5 protein-coding genes, 1 tRNA gene and 1 pseudogene are annotated in these 5,700 nt (G+C 69.7%); 5 read left to right on the top strand and 2 right to left on the bottom strand.

All coding sequences use genetic code 11. The annotated features are described in order from the left end of the window. The first annotated feature begins 6 nt into the window (after nucleotides 1–6). Both STRTUCAR8_RS15745 and STRTUCAR8_RS15740 read left to right on the top strand, forming a co-directional pair. A complete protein-coding gene (locus STRTUCAR8_RS15745) occupies nucleotides 7–465 on the top strand; it encodes an SRPBCC family protein (RefSeq protein ID WP_006376770.1) in 459 nt (152 codons plus the stop codon). Nucleotides 466–531: 66 nt separating this feature from the next. After that, a tRNA-Val gene (locus STRTUCAR8_RS15740) sits at nucleotides 532–603 on the top strand. Between the two features lie 67 nt (nucleotides 604–670). Here the strand turns inward: STRTUCAR8_RS15740 and STRTUCAR8_RS15735 are convergent. After that, nucleotides 671–1,396: a 3'-5' exonuclease gene (locus STRTUCAR8_RS15735; protein WP_006376767.1), complete on the bottom strand. Its 726-nt coding sequence runs from the start codon at nucleotides 1,394–1,396 to the stop codon at nucleotides 671–673. A gap of 168 nt (nucleotides 1,397–1,564) precedes the next feature. Between STRTUCAR8_RS15735 and STRTUCAR8_RS15730 the strand changes: the two genes are divergently transcribed. From STRTUCAR8_RS15730 to thrS, 3 genes are all read left to right on the top strand, one after another. Continuing rightward, nucleotides 1,565–2,131: a DUF4365 domain-containing protein gene (locus STRTUCAR8_RS15730; protein ID WP_006376771.1), complete on the top strand. Its 567-nt coding sequence runs from the start codon at nucleotides 1,565–1,567 to the stop codon at nucleotides 2,129–2,131. Further along, complete coding sequence (locus tag STRTUCAR8_RS15725; protein ID WP_006376768.1) at nucleotides 2,128–3,351, top strand: hypothetical protein; 1,224 nt, start codon at nucleotides 2,128–2,130, stop codon at nucleotides 3,349–3,351. Before STRTUCAR8_RS15730 ends, STRTUCAR8_RS15725 begins: the two co-directional genes overlap by 4 nt. 121 nt (nucleotides 3,352–3,472) lie before the next feature. Then, complete coding sequence (gene thrS, locus STRTUCAR8_RS15720) at nucleotides 3,473–5,449, top strand: threonine--tRNA ligase (RefSeq protein WP_006376769.1); 1,977 nt, start codon at nucleotides 3,473–3,475, stop codon at nucleotides 5,447–5,449. A 17-nt stretch (nucleotides 5,450–5,466) separates the two neighbouring features. Here the strand turns inward: thrS and STRTUCAR8_RS54200 are convergent. Beyond that, a pseudogene (locus tag STRTUCAR8_RS54200) lies at nucleotides 5,467–5,700 on the bottom strand (potassium channel family protein); the annotation flags it as partial.

The following is a 5,700-nucleotide window of genomic DNA, read 5'->3' as shown; positions in this document are numbered from 1 at the left end:
CCTCCCATGGACTGGAGTCACTACCGCTTCCGCGCCCGCTGGACCCTGGCAGCGCCCCTCGACGCCGTGTACGACGCCCTGGAGCAGGCCGAGGACTACCCCCGCTGGTGGCCGCAGGTGCGCGCGGTCGACCGCATCGACGACACCAGCGGGGTCATCCGCATCCGCTCCCTGCTGCCCTACGACCTGACCTTCACCGCGCGCGAGGTGCGCCGCGATCCGGCGGCCGGAGTCCTGGAGATCGCCATGACCGGCGACCTCGACGGCTGGGCACGCTGGACACTCACCGAAACCGGGTCGGGCTCCGGCTCCGGCACTCAGGCCGACTACGAGCAGGAAGTCGACGTCACCAAGCCGCTGATGCGCCGCCTCGCCGTGCCCGGCCGGCCGCTCTTCCGCGCCAACCACGCCCTGATGATGCGCGCGGGACGCCGAGGACTGGCCGCACACCTCAGCGCGGCCTGAAGGAGCGGCCTGAACGAAGCGGTTTGAACGAAGCCCGCCCGGACCTGTATTGTTCGGTGCGTTCCCGGGCGATTAGCTCAGTGGGAGAGCGCTTCGTTCACACCGAAGAGGTCACTGGTTCGAACCCAGTATCGCCCACCGGGAGAAAGCCGGTCCGTCATCGACGGACCGGCTTTTTTCATGCGCTCGTACATCTGCCGTACGACTAGGCCGCCGCCGGCATCTCCGGACGCAGTGGCCACGCCGGGTCGACCGCCTCCGGCGTGCCGCTCTTCGCGAACCACGCCTGCAGGCCGCGCGCCTGCCCCGCGTGCCACACCGCCTGGAGCGTGTGCAGTTCGGCGGGGGAGAGGCGCTCCAGCCGGGTCGCGAAACGGCGCCCGACCGCCCGTACGACCTCCAGGGAGGCCATCGCGTCCGCCGCCGCGTCATGGGCGCCCTCCAGTGTCACGCCGTAGTGCGCGCACAGGTCCGTGAGGGTGCGGCGGCCCTTCCGGTAGCGGTCCAGGTGCTTGTCCAGGACCCGGGGATCCAGCACGAGCAGCGGTGTCGACTCGAACCAGCGGTCGAGCGACGAGGCGCGATGGCGGCGCAACTCCCGGTCCAGCATGGTCAGATCGAAGGGCGCGTTCATGATGACCAGCGGGCGGCCCGCCGCCGCCTGCTCGGCCAGCGCCCGGGCTATCTCCTCCACCACAGGGGACGGCCAGCGGCCGTTTCGCTGCAGATGTTCGTCCGTCAGCCCATGCACCGCCGTCGCCGAAGCGGGCACGGGCACACCCGGGTTGATCAGCCAACGGCTGACCCGCGGCCGGATGGCCGGACCTTCCTGGACCACGACTGAAGCCGACACGATCCGGTCGGTCTCGACGTCCACACCCGTGGTCTCCGTGTCGAACGCGGCCAAGGGGCCCTCGTACCAGCACGTCATACCTATGCAACTCCTCGTTCACCCACGGCAGCTGACGCACCGTCTTCTGCCTGTTTGGTGATACCCGGGCTGTTTGCGCCGTACGCCGGAAGGAGACAACAGAGGTACAGGTTTACGCACTTCAGTGACCTGTCATGGTAATTCGTCTGTCTTGGAAGGCATTTGGTCATGGCGATAGCGCAGCCCGAACGGGGCGGGCTGCTGCCCGAGCGCACGGCACCCCATCGAGGCACCCTCGCCACCACCGCCTGTATGGAGACCCTGCAGGTGGGTTATCTGCACGCCGTCGCCGCGGCGGCCGGCTGCTCGCTGTCCCAGCCGTTCCCCGACAACGGCATCGACTGGCACGTCAGCCACGGCTCCCCCGGGCACACGGTCGACGACGAGGTCACCATCAAGGTCCAGCTGAAGTGCACCTACCAGATCGCACCGAACCCGCCGGGCCCGTACTTCTCCTTCACGCTCGACAACGCCCATCTGGCGAAGCTCGCCCGCACCCCGGTCTCGGTGCACAAGATCCTGGTCGTGATGCTCGTACCGCGTTCGCAGGACGACTGGCTGCGCGCCGGCCACGACCGTCTCGACCTGCGGCACTGCTGCTACTGGATCAACCTCGCCGGCCAGCGCATCACTGGCCGGCACCGGACCACCGTGCGGATACCGACCTCACGCATCTTCGACGACCGCGCGCTCTGCGAGATCATGACGCGGGTCGGGACGGGAGACAGACCGTGACGCACCGGCCCGACGAGGAGCCCCTGCGGCCCGTCCGTCCGCACCCTGTGGACACCCCCTGGCACGAGGAACCGCCCGCCCCCGAGCAGGTCGACCCCACCGTGCTCGGCGCCCTTCTGCGCCGGCACGGCTGGCAGCGGCGCGGGGGAGCCGCCGGACGGTACGGCCGCTGGACCCCACCCGGGCCCGGCGGCAACGGCACGAGCCTCCTCGTGCCCGAGAGCCGGGCCTTCCCCGACAGCGACGACCTGCTCGGCGAGGCACTCGTCGCGCTGGGCCGCAGCGGATCGCCCGCCGCCCGCGAGGTGCTCGTCGCGCTCGCCGTGCCCAGCGACGAGATCCGCTGGTGGCGTGACGTCCCGACCGGCGCCGCCGGCGTCGCCTCCTGGCCCGTCGAGGAGCAACTGCGTTCGGCCGCCCGCCGGATGATGCTCGCCGGAGCGCTCGCCACGCGCGCGCGTGCCGGCTACTACGGCGCCCGCCACCGCAGGACCGCCGACGCCCTGCTCGACCAGATTCTCGTCGGGGCCGCCCCCGCGGGGCGCAGCCTCACCGCGTTCGTCCCCGTCGGCACGGGCCGCCCCCTCGCCGTACGGCTCCACCAGGCCCTGTACGCGGCCCGCGAGGCCATCGACTACCACCGGGCCACCGGCGGCATGGACGCCTTCGACGGAGCCGTCGAGGCGGGCGTCAGCCATGAGCTGACGGAGGCCCTCGTCGCCCTGGTACGCGGTACGGAGGGTGCCCGGATCTCCGTCGAGTGGGCACCCGGCGCGAAGGTCCCCGAAGGCTGCTCCGCCCGCACCGAGCCCGTCGAGTTCTCACCCGGAGACCTGCCCGCCCTGCGCGCGGCCGGCTCCCGGTACCTGCGCGAGGAACCGTCGGTGCCGGTCCGCATCACCGGCACGGTGGTACGGATGCGCAGGTCGGGGCCGCGCGGGGAAGGCGCCGTACGTCTGCGGGTGCTGGCCGGCGCCGAGATCCCGCACGTCCGGATGACGCTGGACGAGGAGGCGTACCGGATCGCCGGGCACGCGCACCTGGTCGGACTGCCGGTGCGCGTGCACGGCCGGCTGGAGAGCCGGGGCGGCTTCCGCCGGCTGACCCAGGCCTCCGGGGTCGTACCCGTACAGGTGGACGAGGCGGAGCGGGACCGGCTGATGAAGTCGCTCCAGGAGAATCTCGATTTCTTCGAGGAGGCGTGCAGCGGGGACGACTGAGGGAGGCGGTGACGAGGGCTTCCCGTTATCTGTTTCGCGGAGGGCGCGCCCGGGTCGGTACGATCCTTCCTTGCGCGCGTCTCGGTATGGCGCCGCACCCACCTGCAGTCAGGAGAGACCGGTGTCAGACGTCCGTGTGATCATCCATCGCGATTCCGAGCGGGAAGAGCGCGTGGTGACGACGGGGACTACGGCCGCCGACCTCTTCGCCGGCGAACGTTCGATCGTCGCCGCGCGGGTGGGCGGGGAGCTCAAGGACCTCGCGTACGCGGTGGCGGACGGCGAGGAGGTCGAGCCGGTCGAGATCTCCTCCGAGGACGGCCTCAACATCCTGCGCCACTCCACCGCCCACGTGATGGCGCAGGCCGTGCAGGAGCTGTTCCCGGAGGCCAAGCTCGGCATCGGCCCGCCGGTCAAGGACGGCTTCTACTACGACTTCGACGTCGAGAAGCCGTTCACGCCCGAGGACCTCAAGGTCATCGAGAAGAAGATGCAGGAGATCCAGAAGCGCGGTCAGCGGTTCTCCCGCCGTGTGGTGACCGACGAGGCGGCTCGCGAGGAGCTGGCGTCGGAGCCGTACAAGCTGGAGCTGATCGGCATCAAGGGCTCCGCCTCGACCGACGACGGCGCGGACGTCGAGGTCGGCTCCGGCGAGCTGACCATCTACGACAACCTCGACGCGAAGACCGGCGACCTGTGCTGGAAGGACCTCTGCCGAGGCCCCCACCTGCCCACCACCCGGAACATCCCCGCCTTCAAGCTGATGCGCAACGCCGCCGCCTACTGGCGGGGCAGCGAGAAGAACCCGATGCTCCAGCGCATCTACGGCACCGCCTGGCCCTCCAAGGAGGAGCTGAAGGCGCACCTCGACTTCCTCGTCGAGGCCGAGAAGCGCGACCACCGCAAGCTGGGCAACGAGCTGGACCTCTTCTCCATCCCCGACCAGATCGGCTCCGGCCTCGCCGTCTTCCACCCCAAGGGCGGCATCATCCGCCGCGTGATGGAGGACTACTCGCGCCGCCGCCACGAGGAGGAGGGCTACGAGTTCGTCTACACCCCGCACGCGACGAAGGGGAAGCTCTTCGAGACCTCGGGCCACCTGGACTGGTACGCCGACGGCATGTACCCGCCCATGCAGCTCGACGAGGGCGTGGACTACTACCTCAAGCCCATGAACTGCCCGATGCACAACCTGATCTTCGACGCCCGCGGCCGTTCCTACCGTGAACTCCCGCTGCGCCTCTTCGAGTTCGGGACCGTGTACCGGTACGAGAAGTCGGGCGTCGTGCACGGCCTGACCCGGGCCCGGGGCTTCACGCAGGACGACGCGCACATCTACTGCACCAAGGAGCAGATGGCGGAGGAGCTCGACAAGACGCTCACCTTCGTCCTGAACCTGCTGCGCGACTACGGTCTCACCGACTTCTACCTGGAGCTGTCCACCAAGGACCCGGAGAAGTTCGTCGGCTCGGACGAGATCTGGGAGGAGTCCACGGAGACGCTGCGTCAGGTGGCCGAGAAGCAGGGGCTGCTGCTCGTCCCGGACCCGGGTGGCGCCGCCTTCTACGGGCCGAAGATCTCCGTCCAGGTGAAGGACGCGATCGGCCGTACCTGGCAGATGTCGACCGTGCAGCTCGACTTCAACCTGCCGGAGCGGTTCGACCTGGAGTACACGGGCCCCGACGGCTCCAAGCAGCGGCCGGTCATGATCCACCGCGCGCTGTTCGGCTCCATCGAGCGGTTCTTCGCCGTGCTTCTCGAGCACTACGCGGGCGCCTTCCCGGCGTGGCTGGCGCCGGTTCAGGCGGTCGGTATCCCGATCGGCGACGGGCATGTGGAGTACCTGCAGAAGTTCGCCGCGGAGGCGAAGAAGCGGGGGCTGCGGGTCGAGGTGGACTCGTCTTCCGACCGTATGCAGAAGAAGATCCGCAACGCCCAGAAGCAGAAGGTGCCGTTCATGGTCATCGTCGGCGACGACGACATGAACGGTGACACGGTGTCCTTCCGCTACCGGGACGGCTCGCAGGAGAACGGCATTCCGTTCGCGGACGCCCTCGCGAAGATCGCGAAGGTCGTGGAGGAGCGGACGCAGATCTGATCGAGAGCTGTCGGGGCCCCCGGGGAAGTCTCGCGCCGGCCCTCCTCCCGGGAGAACACCTGCAACAGCCACGACGAGAACGACCCGGTCGGTCACCGCACCCAGCAGTGCGAGGCCGCACGCCTTCAGGCCCGCCGCGACCAGCCGGCCGACCGGGGGCACGGGAGAGACATCGCCGTATCCGACGGTCGCGAGCGTGGCGCAGGTCCACCACACGGCGTCGCCGAACGTCCGGATCGTCGCGCCGGGTT

It is taken from the genome of Streptomyces turgidiscabies Car8 (assembly GCF_000331005.1).
Classification (GTDB): Bacteria; Actinomycetota; Actinomycetes; order Streptomycetales; family Streptomycetaceae; genus Streptomyces; species Streptomyces turgidiscabies.
The sequence above is the reverse complement of the archived record's forward strand: the minus strand, read 5'-3'. Positions and strand labels throughout refer to the sequence as shown.